Consider the following 18,651-nt stretch of genomic DNA (forward strand, 5'->3'; position numbering starts at 1 on the left):
CCGTGCCCGCGTCCGAAGGAGAACCCCCGCGCGATGACCAGCAGCCCGGCGACCAGCAGCCCGGCGACCAGCGCCCCGAGCGGCCCGGCGCACAGCACGGCCATCACCAACATCGGCAGTCTGGTCACCAACGATCCCTCCCTCCGCACCCCGGAAAACCCCCTCGGCCTGATCCAGGACGCCGCCGTCGTCATCGAGGGCGACCGCGTCGTCTGGACCGGTACCCACAGCAAAGCACCCGCCACTGACAGTCACCACGACGCCGGGGGCCGGGCGCTGCTCCCCGGCTTCGTGGACTCCCACGCGCACCTGGTCTTCGCGGGCGACAGGACCGCCGAATTCCACGCCCGGATGTCGGGCCGCCCCTACTCCGCGGGCGGCATCCGCACCACGGTCGCGGCCACCCGCGCGGCCACCGACGACGAACTGTCGGCGAACGTCGCCCGCTACCTCGCGGAGGCGCTGCGGCAGGGCACCACGACGCAGGAGACCAAGTCCGGCTACGGCCTGACCACGCACGACGAGGCCCGCGCGCTGCGGATCGCGGCCGGTCACACTGACGAGGTGACGTACCTGGGCGCCCATGTCGTCGCCCCGGAGTTCGCCGACGACCCGGCGGCGTACGTCGCCCTGGTGACCGGCGAGATGCTGGACGCCTGCGCGCCGCACGCCCGCTGGATCGACGTCTTCTGCGAGGAGGGCGCCTTCGACGGCGACCAGGCCCGCGCGGTCCTCACCGCGGGCGCGGCCCGCGGACTGATCCCGCGCGTGCACGCCAACCAGCTCTCGTACGGCCCCGGCGTGCGCCTCGCCGTCGAGCTGGACGCGGCCTCGGCCGACCACTGCACGCATCTGACGGACGCTGACGTGGACGCGCTCGCCAGCGCGCCGCGTACGGTCGCGACGCTGTTGCCCGGCGCCGAATTCTCCACCCGGGCCGTCTACCCGGACGCCCGGCGGCTGCTGGACGCGGGCGCGACGGTGGCGCTGTCCACGGACTGCAACCCGGGCTCGTCCTTCACCAGCTCCATGGCCTTCTGCGTGGCCCTCGCGGTCCGCGACATGGGCATGACGCCCGACGAGGCCGTCCTGGCCGCCACCCTCGGCGGCGCCCGGGCGCTGCGCCGTACGGACGTCGGCTCGGTCGCGCCGGGCGCCCGCGCCGATCTGCACCTGCTGGACGCCCCCAGCCACGTCCACCTCGCCTACCGCCCGGGAGTCCCCCTGACGGCGGCGGTGTGGCAGGCCGGGAAGCGCCTCTGAAGCGCCGAGGAGCGCGCCTGAGCGCCCGGGGGAGGCTGCTTAGGGCCTGTGCGGCGGGCGGGCGTGCCAGGGGGCGAAGGGGCCGTTCGTGATCCGCCGGACAGGCCCTAGTCCTCGACCATCAGTCCGCGGCGCAGCCGCGCCAGCGTGCGCGACAGCAGCCGTGACACGTGCATCTGCGAGATGCCCAGCTCCTCGCCGATCTCGGACTGCGTGAGATTGGCGACGAAGCGGAGCGACAAGATGGTGCGGTCGCGCGGTGTGAGCCCGGCGATCAGGGGCTTGAGGGACTCGACGTACTCGATGCCCTCGAGGTCGTGGTCCTCGTAGCCGATCCGGTCGGCCAGCGCGCCCTCCGGGTCGTCCTCCGCGGGCTGGGCGTCCAGCGAACTGGCGGTGTAGGCGTTGCTCGCCGCCATGCCCTCGACGATCTCGTGCTCGGGCAGCCCGAGGCGCTCGGCGAGCTCCCGCACGGTCGGGGAGCGGTCCAGTTGCTGGGCCAGCTCGTCGCCCGCCTTGGCGAGGTCGAGCCGCAGCTCCTGGAGCCGCCGCGGCACCCGTACCGACCAGCTCGTGTCACGGAAGAAACGTTTGATCTCACCGATGATCGTCGGCATCGCGAACGTGGGGAACTCCACACCGCGGCTCAGCTCGAACCGGTCGATCGCCTTGATCAGGCCGATCGTGCCGACCTGGACGATGTCCTCCATCGGCTCGCTGCGGGTGCGGAAGCGCGAGGCGGCGAATTTCACCAGCGCCAGATTGAGTTCGACCAGGGTGTTGCGGACGTACGAGTACTCGGTGGTGCCCTCCTCCAGCGACTGGAGGCGGGCGAAGAGCGTCTTCGACAGAGCGCGGGCGTCGACCGGTCCTATACGGTCGTACGGCGGGATCTCGGGAAGTCCCTCAAGGCCCTTGAGCTGCTCGTGCGCATGATCCAGGCTCAGCCGGGGTGTCATGTGCTCCTCCCTCTCTTGAGACCTTTCGCGACCACTCGCGGCGATGGATGGAGCGGTGCCGTATCTCCACCCCTACCCCGATTCCCCGGCCGGTCGCAAATTCCCTCGAACGGGTGAGGTACGGTCCGCTGGACCGTTCCTGCCGGGCCCGCGACCTCCGACTACCGCGCCATCTGCGAAAAGCGTAGGGTCGGGGGGCGTGTCAACACGGACGCACAGAGGAGCGCACATGGACCGCGATGTGGTCGGCACGGCCGACCTGGGAAGGCTGCGTGTCGAGGTGGGACACCACGGCCGATCCGCGGTCTTCGCCCCCACGGGCGAGTTGGACCACCACACCGCTGACCTGCTGAGCGAGCCGCTCGACGCGGCTCTCGACGCGGGCACCACCCGGCTGGTGATCGACTGCTCGGGCCTGGAGTTCTGCGACTCCACGGGGCTGAACGTGTTGCTGAGCGCGCGACTGCGGGCGGACGCCGCCGGGGGGGCCGTCCATCTGGCCGCCATGCAGCCGACGGTCGCCCGCGTTTTCGAGATCACCGGGGCGGACACGGTTTTCACCGTGCACGCCACGCTGGACCAGGCGCTTCAGGAGTAGCGGGGTGCGTACGGGGGCCATGGGACGTGAGTGGCGATTTCCTGCGGGACGATGTTTGGTGGGCTCCCAGACGTGTTCCCGGAGATCGACCGGGAAGAAGACCGACGGACACCTGTTGGACATCCGTGAGGTGAGGCGCTGATGAGCACCACCCGGCCTTACGCTGCGGACGACCGCGGCTCGGATTCGGGCGAGGGTGAGTCCGACGTGTCGGCGCCCGAGCGGGCCGGTCCCGACGAACCGGTGCGGAAGCTGGCGCTGTCGGGCGAGAGCGGCATTGTTCCGCGCGCCCGTGACTTCACCCGGCAGGCACTGCGCGACTGGGGCTGGCTGCCCGCCGCGAGCGCGGACCGCAGAGCCGCCGCCGAGGACGTGCTGCTGGTCGTCTCCGAGCTGGTCACCAACGCCTGCCTGCACGCGGGCGGCCCCGACGAGCTGCGGCTGCGCCGCAACCCCAAGTCGCTGCGTCTCGAAGTTGTCGACAGCGGCCCCGGCGAGCCGTCGCCCCGTACCCCGCACCGCGCGGGCCGTCCCGGCGGCCACGGCATGTTCATCGTGCAGCGGCTCTGCCTCGACTGGGGCGTGATCCGCGAGGCCGACCGGCCGGGCAAGACGGTCTGGGCGGAACTGGCCGCACCGGCGTAACCGCGACGGCCGCCGCCCGGCGGCCACGACCGGACCCCTCCCGGTCAGGGCGACCTTTCCGTACGGTCGCGCCCGTACGCCCGCACCGGTACGCGCCCGCCCTGACGCGTTCCCGTCCGCGCACGCGTGCTTCCGTACGCCCACGCTCGCCGTCTGTACGCCCGAGCTCGCCCTCATCCGCGCACGCCTGCTCCCGTACGCCCACGCGCGCCGTCGCGCGCCTGCGGGTCCGCCTTCGCGCGCCCGGTTTCCGTCGGTGCGACGCCTCTCTTCCCTCTCCGACCTCACCGGCGTACCCTCACGCCAAATCTGATGTGCCGTCAGATCTGCCGGTGCGGGTGGCGGCGGAGGGAGATGGGCCGATGAGCAGGACCAGGGCGGGTTTCGTGGTGGCCGGGATAGCGGCGGGGGCGGTCGTCATGACCGGCGCCCCAGCCGCGCAGGCGGCCACGGTGAACGTCAACTACCACTGCAAGACGCCGATCGGCGACAAGAGCGCGGTCTCGCCGATCGACATCGCGGCCACGCCCAGCGGCTCGTCGTACCGCCTGAAGATGACCTTCCAGAAGGGCGTCTCGTCCAGTCCGATCGAGCTGGGCAAGGGGGCGATGAACCCGCACGCGACGATCCTGCTCGGCGGCGCGGACAGCGGTTCGCTCACGGTGACGGGACCGTCCAACCCGGCCCCGATCCCGGCCAACACGCCGATCAAGATCACCGATCTGTCGGGCACGTACACCCCGAAGGCGAGCGGCAAGGTCACCTTCACGCCCGGCGTGCTGACCATCCTGGCGCTGGGCACGACGACGACCTGCACGGCCGATCCCAAGCCGGGGGTGTCGCTCACCCTCACCGTCAAGGCGGCGGGCGGATCGAGCGGTTCTGGCGGGTCGAGCGCGTCCGGCGGGTCGAGCGCGTCCGGCGGTACGACGGGCTCCGGCGGCTCGTCGGGTTCCGGCGGTACGAGCGGAGGTTCGAGCGGCAACCTCGCGCAGACCGGCTCCGACGACGGCGTGGTCGCCCTCGGCACCCTCGGCGGCACGGTGCTGCTGTTCGGGGCCGGTGGCGCGCTCTGGCTGACCCGCCGCACCCGGCGCCGCGTCTGACGATCTGACGGATCGTCACATACGGTCGGCGCTCTCCATTGACTTCTCCTGACCGCCCGGCCTCAATGGCCACCGTCGGCGCGGGAAATGGGACGCCGCGTCACGAACACGGATCAAGGGGACGATATGAACGCTCATTCGCGCAGGGCGCCGGGCCGCCGAGGCCCACGAAGACCAGCCACCGTCGCGCGCCGGCTCGTGGCGGTCGTCGGTACGGCGGCGCTCGTCGTCGGCGGCGGGACGGTGCTCGCCGCCTCGGCGCACGCCAACACCCCGGTCGACTTCGCCACGCACTGCGTCCCGCCGGCCGTCGCCGGGCTGCCGCCCATCGACGGCACGTCCACCGCCACCGTCACCGTGGACGACGCGACGCCGAAGGTCGGCGACACCGTCCACGTCACCTACACGCTCAGCCGGGCCGCGGCGAGCAACCCGACCGACATCGCCCTGCCCGCCGACGTGGTCACACCGCACGCCGTCGTGGTGCTCGGCGGCGCGCAGACCGGCGCCGTCACGGTGGACGGCCCCAAGAGCAACCCGCCGATCCCCGGCAAGGGCGCCTTCCCCGCGCTGGTCATGCACGGCAGCTTCACCGCCACCGCGGCGGGCACGATCACGCTGTCGCCCGGCGACTACACCATCCACACCAGCTACATCCTGGAGCTGGACACCGTCTGCACCGTGACGAATCCGCCCGCGCCGGTCTCCGAGACGGTCACGGCGAGCGGCTCGGTGCCGACCAACAACCGTGCCATCGGGCTGAGTTCGGCGTCCGGCGACCCGGGCGCGGCGGTGAGGGTGACCGGCAGCCACTTCACCGAGGGCGCCACCGTCACCATCGCGGGCCGCTCCGGCGCCGACGGGACGGCCGACCGTACGACGGCCACCGCCGACTCCTACGGCGGCTTCACGGCGTCGCTCACCGTCAACGACCCCGCGACCACCGGGATCGTGGCGTACGAGGGCGGCGCGTACGACCCCGCGACCGCCGCCGGACCCGCCGCGTACACCGTCAATGACAACACTCCCGTACCGCCCGGCGCGCAGAAGGTCACGGCGTCGGTCGTCCCGGGCACCCTGTCGATGACGCAGGCCGGTGACACGGTCACCATGACGCCCGTCGACTTCGGCGCGGGCGGCACGTCCAGCGGCGCGCTCAGGACCGTCACCGTCACGGACTTCCGCGGCGGCTCCACCGGCTGGTCGCTCACCGGCAAGGTCAGCGACTTCACCGGCCCGGACGGGTCGCGGATCGGCGCGGACAAGCTCGGCTGGACACCCGCCTGCGCGACCGCGACGGGCAGCCCGGGCAACTGCGTGGCGGGCAGCGCCGGTTCCGTCGGCAGTACGGGAGCCACCCTGGCCTCCGCGCCCGACGCCGCGGCGACCGGCGGCGAGTTCACCGTCGACGCCGTTCTCTCACTCGATATTCCGCGGTTCAGCCCCGCCGGAACCTACTCGGGAGTCTTGACCCTGACCCTGACCTGACGCACAGTCAGATACTGCTGCCGACCGAGGGAGTTGACGAGGATGTCGTGGTCGCGAGCACGGTCGTGGTCACCGCCGCCGTCCCGGTCCCGCCCGCGCGCCGCCCGGGTCGGGGCCGACGCGCGGACGCGTACGCGGATACGCGTGCGGCCCCGTCCGCCGCTTCCGGACGTGCTCGCGGGCACACCTGCGGGGACACCCGCGGGCACACCTCGGGGCGTACTTCCTCGCGGACGGGCGCGGGCGCGGGCACGGTCCGCGGCGGCCACGGGCCTGCGCGCGCTCACCGCGACCGGGGCCGTCGTGGCGGTCGGCCTCGCCGCTCTCCTCGGTCCGGCGGCGGGACCGGCCGGCGCCGCCGACAACGGGCGCTGGTCGGTTTTCCCCGCCCCTGCCGCGGGCGCCGCCGACCCCAGTGCCACCGGCCAGGAACGGCAGTTCTTCACCCTCCAGGCCGACCCCGGCACCACCGTCAAGGACAAGGTGTCGGTCTCCAACCTCTCCACCGCGCCGATGACCTTCAGGCTCTACGGCGCCGACGCGTACAACACCCCGCGCGACGGCGGCTTCGCCGTCCGGGGCCCCGACGAGACCAACCGCGACGTCGGCACCTGGATCCGGCTCGCCAAGACCACGCTGACCGTGCCGCCGCGCACCCGCGCCGACATCCCGTTCACCCTCGCCGTCCCGGCCAACGCCTCGCCCGGCGATCACCCCGGCGCGATCGTCGCCCTGGACACCCGGACCGACGAGGGCTCGGGCAAGGTCGCGGTCGGCGTGCGCCGGGCGGTCGGCGCGCGCGTCTACCTGCGGGTCGGCGGGCCGAGCCTGGCCGCGCTCTCCGTCGAACACCTCACCGTCAGCCACGGCGACCCGCTGCTTCCCGGCACCGGCAGCACGGCCGCCACCATCCACTACACGCTGGTCAACCGCGGCAATGTCACCCTGTCGCCGCGCCTGGCCGTCAAGGCCACCGGCCTGTTCGGCCGCACCCTGCTCAACCGCCCGGCCCGCGACCTGCCCCTCGAACTCCTGCCGGGACAGCAGGTCAGCCTCACCGAGAAGTGGGCGGGCGCCCCGGCCTTCGACCGCGTCTCGGTCCGGCTGACCGTCAGCACCGCGACCGGCGGCGTCGACGAGCGCGGCACCGCCTCGTACCTCGTCGCACCCTGGCTCGCGGTGGCGCTCGTCCTGGCCGGACTCGCGGTGTCGGCCGTCTGGTACGTACGCCGCCGGCGGTCGCGGCACCCGGCGGCGGAAGCCGCTGAGGCGGCATCTGGCGCCGGGCCGGACGCGGTGCCGGACGCTTCGGATACGTACACGGGCCCCGGTCCGCGTGCGGGCACGGGCGCGGGCGGGGACACCGACACGGACACCGGCTCAGGTGCGGATACGGGCGCGGACTCCGGCCCCGGCACCGCCGTCATCGGCGCGCCGACGGGCGGGAGTTGACGTGCGGGCGACGCGAAGCGGGCTTCTGGGACGGCGGTTGGGCCTCGGGCGGCGGGCACGGCTCCGGCGGCCGGTCCTCGCCTTCGTCACCGCCCTTGTCCTGACGGCCGGTTCGGCCGTCGCGGCACCGGCAGCGCTCGGCGCGCCCGCCGACTCCGCCGTGCTCCGCGCGCCCGCCGCCGCCACGGCGCCGACCGTCGTGGCGCACCCCGGCGCGGCCCGCCCCGGCGGCGACGTCACCGTGGTCGGCGCGGGCTGGAAACCCGGCACCCTGCTGGCCATCCTGCTCTGCGGCCAGGACGCGATCGGCGGCACCAACTCCTGCGCCAACGCCTCCGGCCGGGCCGTCACCACCGACGCGGCGGGGAAGTTCAGCCGCGGGCTGCCGGTCGTGGCGCCGCCGAAGCCGTGCCCCTGCGTCATCCACGTGTCCACGGTGACCGGTGAACAGCTCACCGTGGACGCGCCGTTCACCGTCACAGGACACCCCACCGCGCCGCTGCCCGCGCGGACCGGCACCGGCAGGCTCGCCGTACTGACCGCGCGGCTGCGCGGCGGCGGCGGACTGCTCACCTGGTTCGGCGCGCCCGCGCACCGCACGCTCGTGTTCACCGTCGGCAATCTGGGCTCGGGCGCCGTCAAGGACCCGGCCTTCGACATCGGCGCCTCGCACGGCGTCTACGCACCCCGGTGGGACCGCCAGCAGTGGCACGGCACGGTCGCGCCCGGCGGGAAACAGCGGATCGGCTTCCCGGTGGAGCTGGGCTCCGGCGCGCACGGCGCGTACACCGTACAACTGCGCTACGGCGGAAAGGTGCTGGTCACCGAGGCGTGGTCGGTCGGGCGGCCGTGGGGCGTCACCCTCTTCTGGATCCTGCTCTTCCTGGTCGTCCCGGCCGCCGTCTTCCGGCTCGGGATGCTGGCGGTCGACCGGCTCAGGCCCGGCGCGGGAGCCGCCGTGCCCGGCGGGCGGCCCGCGTGGCACCCGGCGACCGTACTGGCCCACCTGCCGCTGAAGGCCGCCGTCCCGCGCGGACGCCACGCGCCGCCCGGACCGCCGCCACCGGCCTCCGCGCCCCCGCGGCCCTCGTACGCGCCGGACGCGGGCCCGCTGCCCTGGTTCACCCACGGCGCCCTGCCCGCCCTGCGCGGCTCCGTGCCGCCGCGCTCTTCCGACTCCGACTCCGGCTTCGGGTCCGGCTCCGGGCCCGGGTCCGGGTCCGACGAGAGCCCCGCCCCGAGCCCCCCTTCGAAAGGAAGCCCGTGACCATACGACGAAGCGCGTCCGCGGCCGTGGCCGCCCTGCTGCTCGGCGGCGGATCGGTGCTGATGACCGCGGGGGCCGCGCACGCCGCGGAATCCGACTTCGCGACCAGGTGCGTGCCCCCGGCCGCGTCAGGACTCGGCCCCATCGACGGCACCACCAAGGCCGACATCACCGCGCCCGCCACCGCCAAGGTCGGCGACACGGTCACCGTCACCTGGAAGACCGTCCAGGCCGCCTCCAAGAACCCCGACATCATCGACCTGCCCGCCGACAAGGTGCAGCCGTCCGGCAAGGTCACACTCGGCGGCGCCCAGACCGGCACCCTCGACGTCCAGGGCCCGCGCCGGAATCCGGCCATCCCCAAGAACAGCGAAATGAAGCTCTCCGACATGACCGGCACCCTCAAGCTCACCAAGGCCGGTGACATCACCCTCTCCCCGGGCGCCTACACCATCAACGTCAGCTACCCGATCTCCACCGACACCGTCTGCACCCCCACGGCCGCCGTGCCGGTCGCCACCACGATCAAGGTGACGGAGGGGGACGCGACTTCCGGCGGTACGACGACGGGCGGCACGACAACCTCGGGCGGTACGACCACCGGAGGCACATCCGGAGGCACGTCCGGCGGCACGTCCGGTGGGACAGGCGGCGGGACGGGCGGCACCTCGTTCAAGGGGACGTCCGTGGACGTGCCGTACGCCTGCAAGACGCTGATCGGTGACAAGTCGGCCACCTCGAAGGTCGAGATCGACGCGGCGAAGGCGTCCTCCGGCTACGACCTCACCGTGAAGTTCGGCAACAGCGTGATGGACAGCCCGAGTCCGATCAGCAAGGGCATGATCACACCGAGTATCACCGTGCTGCTCAGCGGTGCCCAGACCGGCTCCCTCACGCTCACCGGCTCCCCGAACAGCACCGCCTTCGCCCAGAACGCGCCCATCACCATCGACGACATCAAGGGCCGCTTCGTGCCCGGCAAAACCGGCAAGGTCGGGCTGAGCCCCGGCACCCTCGTCATCAAACTCACCGACGGCGGCACCGCCGTCGCCACCTGCACGCCCACGAAGGCCGCCCCGGTCTCCCTCACCCTCGACACCACCGCCGCCCCCGGCGGCGGCACGACCGGCTCCACGACCACCGGCGGCGCCACCGGCTCCACGACCGGCGGTTCGAGCACGACCGGCTCCACTACGGGCGGCGACCTCGCCGCCACCGGCTCCGACGCCAACGGCCCCCTCCGCGCCCTCGGTTACGTCGCCGCCACCGCCCTCCTCCTCGGCGCCGCCGTCCTCACCTTCACCCCCTGGCGCCGCTTCCTCCGCCGCTGACCCGCGCAGGACGGCCCGCGACATCAGCCGGGCGACGGGCTGTTGTCGCGGCCCGCGGGACCACGTAGCGTCGGCCGACGTGAACCCCGGACCGGCGCTACGCCACTCACGGATCGGCCATCCGGCGGAGGACTGACCGGACAGCGGGTGCGCGGAAGGCACCCCCGCTCGGCACGCGGACCTCCCGGCGCTCGTGCGCCGCGAGTCCCTTTTCCGTGTCGAGCACCAGCGAGGCCAGCCGTATGACCGTCACGTTCAACCACACCATCGTCGCTGCGAAGGACCGCGAGGAATCGGCGCGGTTCTTCCGAGAGCTGCTGGAACTTCCCGAGGCGCCGTCCTGGGGTCCGTTCACCAACGTCCAGCTCGACGCAGGGGTGCTGCTCCAGTTCGCCGAGCCGCCGGTGGAGATCCAGATGCAGCACTACGCGTTCCTGGTCGACGACGCACTCTTCGACCGGGCCTACCGGCGGCTGTGCGACCGCGCCGTCGAGCACTGGGCCGATCCGCAGATGCGCCGCCCCGGTGAGATCAACACCGAACACGGCGGCCGGGGCGTCTACTTCAAGGACCCCGCGGGCCACGCGATCGAACTGATCACCCGCCCCTACCTCTAACCGTCCGGCCCCGGCAGCCCCGCCCCCGAAGGCTTCGGCGGCGGGGCTGCCCCCGCGTCCGGACGCCGACAGCCCGTCCGTGGCCGCTCCACCGGCACTCCGGCCGCTGCCGGGAAGCTCTCCGGCGGCACTCCGGCGGCTCTCCGGCAGCTGTCCGGCAGCCCCGCGCCAGGAGCCGCGAGCGGAGCCGTGACAGGGGGCGCGGCGGGTGGCGTGGGGCGGCTCTCCGTACCACCGCCTCCCCGGCGCCCGGTGCGGACTACCATCAAGCCCATGACCCGCGTACTTCTCGCCGAGGACGACGCATCCATCTCGGAACCGCTCGCGCGCGCACTGCGCCGAGAGGGCTACGAGGTCGAGGTGCGCGAGGACGGACCCACCGCTCTGGAGACGGCACTGCTCGGCGCCGTCGATCTGGTGGTGCTCGACCTGGGCCTGCCCGGCATGGACGGCCTCGATGTGTGCCGCAGGATCCGTACCGAGGGACACACCTTCCCGGTGCTGGTCCTCACCGCGCGGGCCGACGAGGTCGACACCGTCGTCGGCCTGGACGCCGGCGCGGACGACTACGTCACCAAGCCGTTCCGCCTGGCGGAGCTGCTGGCCCGGGTGCGGGCGCTGCTGCGCCGCGGCACCACCGAGTCCACCCAGCCCGCCACCCACGGCGTCCGGATCGACGTCGAGTCGCACCGGGCGTGGATGGGCGACGACGAGCTCCAGCTCACCGCAAAGGAGTTCGACCTGCTGCGCGTGCTCGTACGCGACGCGGGCCGGGTCGTCACGCGGGAGCAGCTCATGCGCGAGGTCTGGGACACCACCTGGTGGTCCTCGACCAAGACGCTGGACATGCACATCTCGTGGCTGCGCAAGAAGCTCGGCGACGACGCGGCCAGCCCCCGCTACATCTCCACCGTGCGCGGCGTCGGCTTCCGGTTCGAGAAGAACTGACACGCTGGCTCCATGCGCCGCCGTCTGATCTCCTCCACGCTGGCCGTGGTGCTCGTCGTGATCGCCGTCTTCGGGATCTCCCTGGTCATCGTGGAGACCCGGACGATCGAGAGCAGCGCCCAGGAGAGCGTGGACTCCGAGGCGGTGCGCCTGGTCGGCATCGTGGAGAACCGCATCCTGGCGGGGGAGAGCATCACCGCCAAGGGCCTGGACCGGCAGATCGCCGCCGACCGTTACGCGGTGGTGCAGGTGTCCGGCCACCCCGAGGTGACGCTCGGCGACAAGCCCAAGGGGCGGGTGCTGGCGTCCCGGCAGTCCGGCGGCCACGGCGAGAAGGTGCTGGTCGAGGAGCCGCGCTCCAAGGTCAGCCAGGAGATCGGCCGCACCCTGCTGGTGATCCTGGCGGTCGCGCTGCTCGCGGTGCTGGCCGCCGTGATACTGGCCGTCCTCCAGGCCCGCCGGCTGGTCAGCCCGCTCACCGATCTCGCCGAGACCGCCGAGCGGCTCGGCTCCGGCGACCCGCGCCCCCGGCACCGCCGCTACGGCGTCCCGGAACTGGACCGGATCGCCGACGTCCTGGACGCCAGCGCCGACCGGATCGGCCGGATGCTCACCGCGGAACGACGGCTCGCGGCCGACGCCTCCCACCAGCTCCGTACGCCGCTGACCGCGCTGTCCATGCGGCTGGAGGAGATCGTGGCGACCGCCGACGACCAAGAGGCGGTCAAGGAGGAGGCGACGATCGCGCTCGGCCAGGTCGAGCGGCTCACCGACGTCGTGCAGCGGCTGCTGACCAACGCCCGCGACCCGCGCAGCGGCTCCGCCGTCGACTTCGACCTCGACGAGGTGATCAAGCAGCAGGTCGAGGAGTGGCGGCCCGCGTACCAGAACGAGAACCGGACCATCGCGCGCTCCGGCACCCGGGGGCTGCGCGCGGTCGGCACCCCCGGCGCGGTCGCGCAGGTGCTCGCCACGCTGATCGAGAACTCGCTGATGCACGGCGCGGGCACCGTCACCCTGCACACCCGCGTCACCGGCAACCAGGCCGTCGTGGAGGTCACCGACGACGGGCAGGGCGTGCCGCCGGACCTCGGCGGGCGGGTCTTCGAGCGGACGGTCAGCGGGCGCAACTCCACCGGGCTCGGCCTCGCGGTCGCCCGCGACCTGGCGGAGGCGGACGGCGGACGGCTGGAACTGCTCCAGCAGCGGCCCCCGGTCTTCGCGCTCTTCCTGTCCCGCGAGATCCCGTCGCCGCCGCCCCGCGCGGACGTCGTGAGCTGAGGACGCCGTGAGCTGAGGCGGCCGGAAGAGAAGCGGCCGGAAGAGAAGCGGCCCGGTCGAGCGGGACGAGAAGCCGCTCAGTTGAAGCGGTCGTCTTCCCTGGCCGCCGCGGCCTGCCGGGCCCTGACAGCGGCGCTGGCGGTCGCACCGGACGCCTTCGGCCCCTTGCCGTCGGCCAGGAACGCCTCGGCCTGCTCCACGGCCTCGCGCGCGGGCAGCGCCCGGAAGACCCAGGTCCGGTAGGACCAGAAGCGGAAGAGCGTGGCCACGCCGATGCCGACGAATTTGAAGATGTTGGCCTGGAGCGAGCTGTCCCAGCCGAAGCCGTACACCGCCGTGTAGAGCACGCCGTTCTCGATCACCAGGCCGATGGCGCTGAAGAAGAGAAAGAGGCTGAGCTCCTTCGTGCGGCCCGCCTTGTCGCGGTCACGGTAGGTGAAGTACCGGAAGCCCACGTAGTTGAAGGCGATGGACACCACGGTCGCCAGGATGCTGGCCCGTACGGTCTGGAGCTCGGTGCTGTGCCGCACCAGGTTGAACACCCCGATGTTGACCAGCACACCGGCGGCGCCGACGACCCCGAACTTCGCGATCTCGCGGTACAACAGCCGCAGTCGGGAACGCAGCTCTCGCAGTCCGCTCATGGTGATCGCTCGGCCCTGTCTGTGGAAGGTGGGGGGCGGGTGCCGTCATGGGTGGGAACGGGGTGGAATCCGCTGAGAAACCGGGTGACGAGGGGGCACGGTCGGTGTCCCTGCGTGTCGCCCCGTGTCTCCGTGTTGTCTCCACCACATGTTAACCGTGCCGTACGGAGCTACGTCGATCGGAGCCGGTCATTCGTGTCCCCGCGTGGCGGATACCCTGGTGGCACCCCCTACGAGTACCAGCCCGCGCACCTCCGGCAGGAAAAAACGTGACATTCCCGGTAGTCGGCATGATCGGCGGCGGCCAGCTCGCCCGCATGACCCACGAGGCGGGCATCCCGCTCGGCGTCAGGTTCAGGATTCTCAGCGACACCCCTCAGGACTCGGCGGCCCAGGTGGTCGCCGACGTGACCGTGGGTGACTACCGGGACCTCGCGACCCTGCGGGCCTTCGCCCAGGGGTGCGACGTGCTGACCTTTGACCACGAGCACGTACCGGCCGAGCACCTGCGCGCCCTGGAGGCGGACGGCGTCGTCGTACGCCCGGGGCCCGACGCGCTGGTGCACGCCCAGGACAAGGGCGTCATGCGCGCCCGCCTCGCCGAGATCGGCGTGCCCTGCCCGGTCAACCGCATCGTCACCGACCCCGCCGACGTCACCCGGTTCGCCCAGGAGCAGGCCGGGGGCTACCCCGTGGTCCTGAAGACCGTGCGCGGCGGCTACGACGGCAAGGGCGTGTGGATCGCCCGCTCCGAGGCCGACGCCGCCGAGCCCTTCCGCGCGGGCGTCCCGGTGCTCGCCGAGGAGAAGGTGGACTTCGTACGGGAGCTGGCGGCCAATGTCGTCAGGTCGCCGCACGGCCAGGCCGTCGCGTACCCGGTCGTGGAGTCCGTCCAGGTCGACGGGGTGTGCGACACCGTGATCGCGCCCGCGCCCGGCCTGTCCGACGCCCTGTCCGCGCGGGCCCAGCAGCTCGCGCTGACCGTCGCGCGCGAGCTGGGCGTGGTCGGCCACCTCGCCGTGGAGCTGTTCGAGACCCGCGCGGCCGACGGCAGCTCCGCCATCCTGGTGAACGAGCTGGCGATGCGCCCGCACAACAGCGGCCACTGGACCATGGACGGCGCCGTCACCTCGCAGTTCGCCAACCACCTGCGCGCCGTCCTCGACCTGCCGCTCGGCGACCCGCGCCCGCGCGCCCGCTGGACGGTCATGGCCAACGTGCTCGGCGGCGACTTCCCCGACATGTACGCGGCCTACCTGCACTGCATGGCCCGCGACCCGGGTCTGAAGATCCACATGTACGGCAAGGACGTGAAGCCCGGCCGTAAGGTCGGCCACGTCAACACCTACGGCGACGACCTGGCGGACGTGCGCGAGCGCGCCCGGCACGCGGCCGACTATCTGCGAGGAACGATCGATGAGTAACCCCGCCGCTTCCGCCGGGAGCCCGCTGGTCGGCGTCGTGATGGGCTCGGACTCCGACTGGGAGGTCATGGAGGCCGCCGCGCAGATCCTCGACGAGTTCGAGGTGCCCTACGAGGTCGACGTGGTCTCCGCGCACCGCATGCCGCACGAGATGATCGCGTACGGCGAGCAGGCCGACGGCCGCGGCCTGAAGACCATCATCGCGGGCGCGGGCGGCGCCGCCCACCTGCCCGGCATGCTCGCCTCCGTCACTCCGCTGCCGGTCATCGGCGTGCCCGTGCCGCTGAAGTACCTCGACGGCATGGACTCGCTGCTGTCCATCGTCCAGATGCCCGCGGGCGTCCCGGTCGCCACCGTCTCGGTCGCGGGCGCCCGCAACGCCGGGCTGCTCGCCATCCGCATCCTCGCCGCCCACGACCCCGAACTCCTCACCCGGATGCGGGAGTTCCAGCAGTCGCTCAACGAGCAGGCGACGGAGAAGGGCAAGCGGCTGCGCGCGAAGGCGAAGGGCGCGGGCGGCTTCGGCTTCTGACCCGCAAGGCGCGTAAGCCCGTAGGCCCGTAGCCCCGCAAGGCCCGCAAGGGCCGCCGCCCTCGGCTCCCGGCCGTCGACGCCAACACCCGCTCCCCACCCGGAGGTACGACGTGGACCACCTGACGCACGCCCGCGAACTGCTCGCCGCCCACCCCGTGGTGGACGGGCACAACGACCTGCCGTGGGCGCTGCGCGAGCAGGTGGCGTACGACCTCGACCGGCTCGACATCGCCGCCGACCAGAGCGACCGGCTGCACACCGACATCCCGCGGCTGCGGGCGGGCGGCGTCGGCGCGCAGTTCTGGTCGGTGTACGTGTCGGTGGAGCTGACCGGCGGCGAGGCCGTCACCGCGACGCTCGAACAGATCGACGTCGTACGGCGGTTGGCCGACCGCTACCCGGCCGACCTGCGGCTCGCGCTGACCGCCGACGACATGGAGACCGCCCGTACCGAGGGCAGGATCGCCTCCCTGATGGGCGCCGAGGGCGGCCACTCCATCGACTGCTCGCTGGGGACGCTGCGCGGCCTGTACGACCTCGGCGTCCGCTACATGACGCTCACGCACAACGACAACACCCCGTGGGCGGACTCGGCGACCGACAAGCCCGTCGCGGGCGGTCTCACCGCCTTCGGCGAGGAGGTCGTGCGCGAGATGAACCGGCTCGGGATGCTGGTGGACCTCTCCCACGTCTCGCCCGACACCATGCGCGCCGCGCTGCGGGTCGCCGAGGCCCCGGTGCTCTTCTCGCACTCCTCGTCCCGCGCCGTCTGCGACCACGTGCGCAACATCCCCGACGACGTACTGGCCGCGCTGCCCGCCAACGGCGGTGTCGCGATGGCGACCTTCGTGCCCAAGTTCATCCTGCCCGCCGCCATCGAGTGGACCGCGGCGGCCGACGAGAACATGCGCGCCCACGGCCTGCACCACCTCGACACCACCCCGGACGGCATGGCCGTGCAGCGCGCGTACGAGGCCGCCCACCCGCGCCCGGTCGCCACCGCGGCCACCGTCGCCGACCACCTCGACCACATGCGGGCCGTCGCGGGCGTCGACCACATCGGCATCGGCGGCGACTACGACGGCACGGCCTTCACCCCCGACGGCCTCGCCGACGTCTCCGGCTACCCGCACCTGATCGCCGAACTGCTCACCCGCGGCTGGTCCGACCCGGACATCGCCAAGCTGACCTGGAAGAACGCGGTACGGGTGCTGCGCGAGGCCGAGTCGGCCGCCGCGGCGATCCGCGCCCGGCGCGGCCCCTCGACGGCGACGATCGCGGCCCTGGACGGCCCGCGCGCCTGACCCCGTGGAGGCGAAGACGCCCGCTCAGAGCACCTTGCGCCGCACCAGCGCGCCCAGCGTCAGCGCGGCGGGCACCAGCGGCAGCCAGACCGTGACGATGCGGTAGCCGAGCACGGCGGAGGCGGCGGCGGTCGTCGAGGCGCCCGCCGCCACCAGGGCCAGGGCGAGCGCCGCGTCGACCGACCCGATCCCGCCGGGCGTCGGCACGGCCGCCGCCAGACACGTGGCGAGCAGATACGCGAGCGCGACGTGCGCGGCGGAGACCGGTATCCCCAGCGCGAGCGTGACCGCGGCGAGACCGGCGGCCTGGAGCGCGGGGAAGGCCAGCGAGCCGCCCCACAGCGCGAGCGCGCGGGACGGCCGGGTGTGCAGCGTGCGGGCGTCGGTGAGCGCCGCCGCCAGGAAGTCGCGGATCGTACGGCGCAGCGGCCGGAGCAGCGCCAGCGCGAGCGCCGCCGCGCCGAGCACGAGAACGGCCAGCAGCCCGAGGAGCAGCAGCGCGTTGCCGTCGGGCAGCAGGCCGCGCAGGTGCAGCGCGTGCGGGAAGAGCGCGAGCAGCACCAGCAGCAGCGTCACCCGGCCGACGGACTCCGCCAGCGAGTACAGCGCGAGGGCGGCCGACGAGCGGAGCAGCGGAAGCCCCTGGGTGCGCAGGAAGCGCAGATTGACCGCGCTCGCGCCGATCCCGGCGGGGGCGAGCTGTCCCGCGGCCGACGCGGCGAACTGCGTGGCCAACAGGCGGGCGGGCGGCAGCGGTTCGAGCACCGTGCCCTGCCGGGCCACGGCGTTGGCGACCCAGCCGAGGCCGGTCGCCGCGAGCGCGGCCAGCAGCCAGCCACGGTTGGCGGCCAGCAGGTCACGGCAGCCGGTCTCGATCAGCGACCAGTGCTGCGACACCCAGCCGCCGACGAGCAGCACGGGTATGAGCCCGGCGAGGGTGCGCCACGGCACCCGCGTACGCCTGCGGGCCGGTCGCCCGGCCGCTTCCCCGGCGTCCCCCTCGTCGGCGTCCCCCTCTTCCCGCCCCTCGTCCCCCTGATGTATTCGTTCTCGCTGCTCCAGTGGTGCGGCTTCCCCCGGTGGTCGTCGCAGGGATGCCCGCAGCCGCAGTGGAGTTCGGAGCATGGCCACCGCTCTCGGTCGTCCCCGCCAGTCACGCGCCTACCGGATCGTAGTACCGCGAGCAGGATGCAACGGCCGGAATACGGCCGGGCGTCGGACGGCCGATGACCAGGGGGCGGAGCGGTGACCGCGGGGCGACGGCGGCGGGGCCGCCGGGGGACGGCGGCCGTTCAGCAGGCGCAGAGGCAGAACGGGTGCCCGGCGGGGTCCGCGTACACGCGCCAGTTGCGCGCGCCGTCCAGGTCGCCCTCCAGGAGCGTCGCGCCCAGCGCGAGCACCTGCTTCTCCGCGCTGTCCATCGCGGCGCGCTCCACAGCGATGTCGAGGTGGAACTGCTGGGGGCGCTCGGGGTCGGGCCAGCGGGGCGCCCGGTGGGCCGGGGCGAGCTGGAAGGACAGGCGCTGGCCGTCCTCGCGGTTGAGGTCGACCCAGTCGTCCTCCGACGCGTCGACCGTGCCGCCGACCAGCTCGGCGTAGAAGGCGGCCAGCGCGCGCGGGTCGGGACAGTCCAGGACGACCGCGCCCAAGGTGCCGATCATGACGGATTCCTCTCGTGGTGGGCTGCCGTGCCACCGGCCGGGGGGCCGGCCGCGGGGCCCGGGTTTTCGGGTAAGCGTACAACGGGTGCCAGGAAATCGGGCTCAGCCGGGAACGGTTACATAAACAAG

Annotated in this window: 18 protein-coding genes; 14 read left to right on the forward strand and 4 right to left on the reverse strand. The window is 73.1% G+C overall.

All coding sequences use genetic code 11. From position 1 onward, the window contains the following. The first annotated feature begins 33 nt into the window (after positions 1–33). The gene (gene hutI / locus ABZX65_RS30215; RefSeq protein ID WP_355346980.1) at positions 34–1,263 is read left to right on the forward strand and encodes an imidazolonepropionase; all 1,230 of its coding nucleotides are present in this window, start codon (positions 34–36) and stop codon (positions 1,261–1,263) included. Positions 1,264–1,370: 107 nt separating this feature from the next. On the opposite strand, the gene ABZX65_RS30220 is transcribed toward hutI, so the two are convergent. Further along, positions 1,371–2,222 carry an RNA polymerase sigma factor SigF gene (locus ABZX65_RS30220; protein WP_355346983.1) on the reverse strand — a complete coding sequence of 284 codons (852 nt, stop codon included), beginning with the start codon at positions 2,220–2,222 and terminating at the stop codon, positions 1,371–1,373. A 229-nt stretch (positions 2,223–2,451) separates the two neighbouring features. Here ABZX65_RS30220 and ABZX65_RS30225 point away from each other — a divergent pair, with 229 nt between their 5' ends. The 10 genes from ABZX65_RS30225 (at position 2,452) to ABZX65_RS30270 (ending at position 12,955) form a co-directional block, all read left to right on the forward strand. Next, entirely contained in the window at positions 2,452–2,820 is a 369-nt protein-coding gene (locus ABZX65_RS30225) for an STAS domain-containing protein (protein ID WP_355346986.1), read from the forward strand. Between the two features lie 141 nt (positions 2,821–2,961). Beyond that, positions 2,962–3,465, forward strand: a complete 504-nt coding sequence (locus tag ABZX65_RS30230; RefSeq protein WP_355346989.1) for an ATP-binding protein — start codon at positions 2,962–2,964, stop codon at positions 3,463–3,465. A gap of 362 nt (positions 3,466–3,827) precedes the next feature. Beyond that, the gene (locus ABZX65_RS30235; RefSeq protein ID WP_355346992.1) at positions 3,828–4,571 is read left to right on the forward strand and encodes a peptidase; all 744 of its coding nucleotides are present in this window, start codon (positions 3,828–3,830) and stop codon (positions 4,569–4,571) included. Between the two features lie 198 nt (positions 4,572–4,769). After that, positions 4,770–6,059: a beta-xylosidase gene (locus ABZX65_RS30240; protein WP_355346995.1), complete on the forward strand. Its 1,290-nt coding sequence runs from the start codon at positions 4,770–4,772 to the stop codon at positions 6,057–6,059. 144 nt (positions 6,060–6,203) lie between these two features. Then, on the forward strand, positions 6,204–7,511 hold the full coding sequence (locus tag ABZX65_RS30245) for a DUF916 domain-containing protein (RefSeq protein WP_355346998.1): 1,308 nt from the start codon (positions 6,204–6,206) through the stop codon (positions 7,509–7,511). Between the two features lie 25 nt (positions 7,512–7,536). After that, entirely contained in the window at positions 7,537–8,778 is a 1,242-nt protein-coding gene (locus tag ABZX65_RS30250) for a hypothetical protein (RefSeq protein ID WP_355347036.1), read from the forward strand. After that, on the forward strand, positions 8,775–10,109 hold the full coding sequence (locus ABZX65_RS30255) for a hypothetical protein (RefSeq protein WP_355347001.1): 1,335 nt from the start codon (positions 8,775–8,777) through the stop codon (positions 10,107–10,109). Before ABZX65_RS30250 ends, ABZX65_RS30255 begins: the two co-directional genes overlap by 4 nt. Positions 10,110–10,351: 242 nt before the next feature. Next, a complete protein-coding gene (locus ABZX65_RS30260; protein ID WP_355347039.1) occupies positions 10,352–10,726 on the forward strand; it encodes a VOC family protein in 375 nt (124 codons plus the stop codon). 273 nt (positions 10,727–10,999) lie between these two features. Beyond that, the gene (locus ABZX65_RS30265) at positions 11,000–11,674 is read left to right on the forward strand and encodes a response regulator transcription factor (protein ID WP_188285980.1); all 675 of its coding nucleotides are present in this window, start codon (positions 11,000–11,002) and stop codon (positions 11,672–11,674) included. 12 nt (positions 11,675–11,686) lie between these two features. Then, entirely contained in the window at positions 11,687–12,955 is a 1,269-nt protein-coding gene (locus ABZX65_RS30270; RefSeq protein WP_355347004.1) for an ATP-binding protein, read from the forward strand. A 77-nt stretch (positions 12,956–13,032) separates the two neighbouring features. On the opposite strand, the gene ABZX65_RS30275 is transcribed toward ABZX65_RS30270, so the two are convergent. Then, positions 13,033–13,599: a GtrA family protein gene (locus ABZX65_RS30275; protein WP_355347007.1), complete on the reverse strand. Its 567-nt coding sequence runs from the start codon at positions 13,597–13,599 to the stop codon at positions 13,033–13,035. 269 nt (positions 13,600–13,868) lie between these two features. On the opposite strand from ABZX65_RS30275, the gene ABZX65_RS30280 reads away from it, so the two are divergent. The 3 genes from ABZX65_RS30280 (at position 13,869) to ABZX65_RS30290 (ending at position 16,861) form a co-directional block, all read left to right on the forward strand. After that, entirely contained in the window at positions 13,869–15,023 is a 1,155-nt protein-coding gene (locus ABZX65_RS30280; protein ID WP_355347010.1) for a 5-(carboxyamino)imidazole ribonucleotide synthase, read from the forward strand. Further along, positions 15,016–15,555, forward strand: a complete 540-nt coding sequence (gene purE, locus ABZX65_RS30285; protein WP_355347013.1) for a 5-(carboxyamino)imidazole ribonucleotide mutase — start codon at positions 15,016–15,018, stop codon at positions 15,553–15,555. The genes ABZX65_RS30280 and purE overlap by 8 nt, the downstream gene beginning before the upstream one ends. A gap of 112 nt (positions 15,556–15,667) precedes the next feature. Next, positions 15,668–16,861, forward strand: coding sequence for a dipeptidase (locus tag ABZX65_RS30290; protein ID WP_355347016.1), 1,194 nt, complete (start codon positions 15,668–15,670; stop codon positions 16,859–16,861). 24 nt (positions 16,862–16,885) lie between these two features. Here ABZX65_RS30290 and ABZX65_RS30295 read toward each other — a convergent pair whose 3' ends face one another. Both ABZX65_RS30295 and ABZX65_RS30300 read right to left on the reverse strand, forming a co-directional pair. Beyond that, positions 16,886–17,812, reverse strand: a complete 927-nt coding sequence (locus tag ABZX65_RS30295) for a lysylphosphatidylglycerol synthase domain-containing protein (RefSeq protein ID WP_355347019.1) — start codon at positions 17,810–17,812, stop codon at positions 16,886–16,888. Positions 17,813–18,153: 341 nt separating this feature from the next. Beyond that, positions 18,154–18,522 carry a VOC family protein gene (locus ABZX65_RS30300; RefSeq protein ID WP_355347022.1) on the reverse strand — a complete coding sequence of 123 codons (369 nt, stop codon included), beginning with the start codon at positions 18,520–18,522 and terminating at the stop codon, positions 18,154–18,156. Positions 18,523–18,651: the final 129 nt, after the last annotated feature.

Source organism: Streptomyces sp. NPDC003300, from assembly GCF_040610915.1.
GTDB lineage: Bacteria > Actinomycetota > Actinomycetes > Streptomycetales > Streptomycetaceae > Actinacidiphila.

Coding starts and splice junctions, on each gene's coding strand:
- ABZX65_RS30260 (WP_355347039.1), top strand. CDS start 10,352: ATGACCGTCACGTTCAACCACACCATCGTCGCTGCGAAGGACCGCGAG.
- ABZX65_RS30220 (WP_355346983.1), bottom strand. CDS start 2,222: ATGACACCCCGGCTGAGCCTGGATCATGCGCACGAGCAGCTCAAGGGC.
- ABZX65_RS30235 (WP_355346992.1), top strand. CDS start 3,828: ATGAGCAGGACCAGGGCGGGTTTCGTGGTGGCCGGGATAGCGGCGGGG.
- ABZX65_RS30225 (WP_355346986.1), top strand. CDS start 2,452: ATGGACCGCGATGTGGTCGGCACGGCCGACCTGGGAAGGCTGCGTGTC.
- purE (WP_355347013.1), top strand. CDS start 15,016: ATGAGTAACCCCGCCGCTTCCGCCGGGAGCCCGCTGGTCGGCGTCGTG.
- ABZX65_RS30275 (WP_355347007.1), bottom strand. CDS start 13,599: ATGAGCGGACTGCGAGAGCTGCGTTCCCGACTGCGGCTGTTGTACCGC.
- ABZX65_RS30300 (WP_355347022.1), bottom strand. CDS start 18,522: ATGATCGGCACCTTGGGCGCGGTCGTCCTGGACTGTCCCGACCCGCGC.
- ABZX65_RS30230 (WP_355346989.1), top strand. CDS start 2,962: ATGAGCACCACCCGGCCTTACGCTGCGGACGACCGCGGCTCGGATTCG.
- ABZX65_RS30265 (WP_188285980.1), top strand. CDS start 11,000: ATGACCCGCGTACTTCTCGCCGAGGACGACGCATCCATCTCGGAACCG.
- ABZX65_RS30270 (WP_355347004.1), top strand. CDS start 11,687: ATGCGCCGCCGTCTGATCTCCTCCACGCTGGCCGTGGTGCTCGTCGTG.
- hutI (WP_355346980.1), top strand. CDS start 34: ATGACCAGCAGCCCGGCGACCAGCAGCCCGGCGACCAGCGCCCCGAGC.